Here is a 2,604-nt window from a genome sequence, read left to right as displayed (position 1 = left end):
CCTTCTTGAAAGCAATTGAAGCGGCCGAACAAGTGTTGAAAGACCATGAAACTAGCACCCAAGATCAGGTTAATGACCGACTTAATAAATTGACAGAAGCTCATAAAGCTCTGAATGGTCAAGAGAAATTTACGGAAGAAAAGACAGAACTCGATCGCTTAACAGGTGAGGCTCAAGAACTCTTGGCTGCCAAACCAAACCATCCTTCAGGTTCTGCCCTAGCTCCGCTTCTTGAAAAGAACAAGGCCTTGGTTGAAAAAGTAGATTTGAGTTCAGAAGAGCTTGCAACAGCGAAACAGAGTTTGAAAGATCTGGTTACTTTATTGAAAGAAGACAAGCCAGCAGTCTTTTCTGATAGTAAAACAGGTGTTGAAGTACACTTCTCAAATAAAGAGAAGACTGTCATCAAGGGCTTGAAAGTAGAGCGTGTTCAAGCAAGTGCTGAAGAGAAAAAATACTTTGCTGGAGAAGATGCTCATGTCTTTGAAATAGAAGGTCTCGATGAAAAAGGTCAAGACGTTGATCTCTCTTACGCTTCTATTGTGAAAATTCCAATTGAAAAAGATAAGAAAGTGAAGAGAGTATTCTTCTTACCTGAAGGCAAAGAGGCAGTAGAATTGGCTTTTGAACAAACGGATAGTCATGTTATCTTTACAGCACCACACTTTACTCATTATGCCTTTGTTTATGAATCTGCTGAGAAACCACGAGTAGAATCTAATGGTGCAAATGACCTTGTTACTATCTCAACTAAACCAGAACAACAAAACACAGTCCTTCCAAAAACTACTAATCAACCGGCTTCTGATCAACAAAAGGCTCCTAAATTGGAAGTTCAAGAGGAAAAGGTTGCCTTTGACCGTCAAGAGCATGAAAATGCTGATATGCTAGTTGGGGAACAACGAGTCATCATACAGGGACGAGATGGTCTGTTGAGACATGTCTTTGAAGTTGATGAAAACGGTCAGCGTCGTCTTCGTTCAACAGAAGTCATCCAAGAGGCGATTCCAGAAATTGTTGAAATTGGAACAAAAGTAAAAACTGAACCAGCAGTAGCGCCTACACAAGAAAAAAACAGTGCAAAATACAGCAATTAAATCAGAAGAAGCAAGCAAACAATTGCCAAATACAGGAACTGCTGATGCCAATGAAGCCCTAATAGCAGGATTGGCAAGCCTTGGTCTTGCTAGTTTAGCCTTGACATTGAAACAGAAAAAAGAAGATGAAGATTAAATATCGAAAAATCTTGTGAAATTTTTCCTTATATTTCCAAAGTGTGATATAATAGTTTCGAATAAAATAATTAAAGGGGTTTTTGTAACATGGCAAAACTTACTGTTAAAGACGTTGACTTGAAAGGTAAAAAAGTCCTCGTTCGTGTTGACTTCAACGTACCATTGAAAGATGGCGTAATCACTAACGACAACCGTATCACAGCAGCTCTTCCAACTATTAAGTACATCATCGAACAAGGTGGACGTGCAATTCTTTTCTCTCACCTTGGACGTGTGAAAGAAGAAGCTGATAAAGCTGGTAAATCACTTGCTCCTGTAGCAGCTGACTTGGCAGCAAAACTTGGTCAAGATGTTGTTTTCCCAGGTGTCACTCGTGGTGCGGAATTGGAAGCGGCAATCAACGCTCTTGAAGATGGACAAGTTCTCTTGGTTGAAAACACTCGTTACGAAGATGTTGACGGCAAGAAAGAATCTAAAAACGATCCTGAACTTGGTAAATACTGGGCATCACTTGGAGATGGTATCTTCGTAAACGATGCATTCGGTACAGCTCACCGTGCACACGCATCTAACGTTGGTATCTCAGCAAACGTTGAAAAAGCAGTTGCTGGATTCCTTCTTGAAAACGAAATTGCCTACATCCAAGAAGCAGTTGAAACTCCAGAACGTCCATTCGTAGCAATCCTTGGTGGTTCAAAAGTTTCAGACAAGATTGGTGTTATCGAAAACTTGCTTGAAAAAGCTGATAAAGTCCTTATCGGTGGTGGTATGACTTATACATTCTATAAAGCACAAGGTATCGAAATCGGGAACTCACTTGTAGAAGAAGACAAATTGGATGTTGCGAAAGCTCTTCTTGAAAAAGCAAACGGTAAATTGATCTTGCCAGTTGACTCAAAAGAAGCAAACGCATTTGCTGGTTACACTGAAGTGCGTGACACTGAAGGTGAAGCAGTTTCTGAAGGCTTCCTTGGTCTTGACATCGGTCCAAAATCTATCGCTAAATTTGACGAAGCTCTGACTGGTGCCAAAACAGTTGTATGGAACGGACCTATGGGTGTATTTGAAAACCCAGACTTCCAAGCTGGTACAATCGGTGTGATGGACGCTATCGTGAAACAACCAGGTGTTAAATCAATCATCGGTGGTGGTGACTCAGCTGCCGCAGCGATTAACCTTGGCCGTGCAGACAAATTCTCATGGATCTCTACTGGTGGTGGAGCATCAATGGAACTTCTCGAAGGTAAAGTATTGCCAGGTTTGGCTGCACTTACAGAAAAATAATTTCAGCCCGTTAGTCTCTACAAAATCCTGATTTTGTAGAAAAAGGAAGAAAACTGAAACGTTAACAAAAAGGTGGCTATGTCAC

1 protein-coding gene and 1 pseudogene are annotated in these 2,604 nt (G+C 40.9%); both read left to right on the top strand.

Annotated features, from left to right (window positions below):
- Positions 1-1,233 (top strand): annotated as a pseudogene (locus HT687_RS11500) (G5 domain-containing protein); the annotation flags it as partial.
- An 89-nt stretch (positions 1,234-1,322) separates the two neighbouring features.
- Positions 1,323-2,519 carry a phosphoglycerate kinase gene (locus HT687_RS11495; protein WP_001096743.1) on the top strand — a complete coding sequence of 399 codons (1,197 nt, stop codon included), beginning with the start codon at positions 1,323-1,325 and terminating at the stop codon, positions 2,517-2,519.
- The last annotated feature ends 85 nt before the right edge of the window (positions 2,520-2,604 follow it).

This window comes from Streptococcus sp. 1449, assembly GCF_013276805.1.
Taxonomy (GTDB): domain Bacteria; phylum Bacillota; class Bacilli; order Lactobacillales; family Streptococcaceae; genus Streptococcus; species Streptococcus pseudopneumoniae.
This window is presented reverse-complemented; position numbering and strand designations above follow the sequence as displayed.

What these genes read in the sequence shown, in the direction of transcription:
- HT687_RS11495 (WP_001096743.1), top strand. Translation starts at nt 1,323, where the DNA reads ATGGCAAAACTTACTGTTAAAGACGTTGACTTGAAAGGTAAAAAAGTC.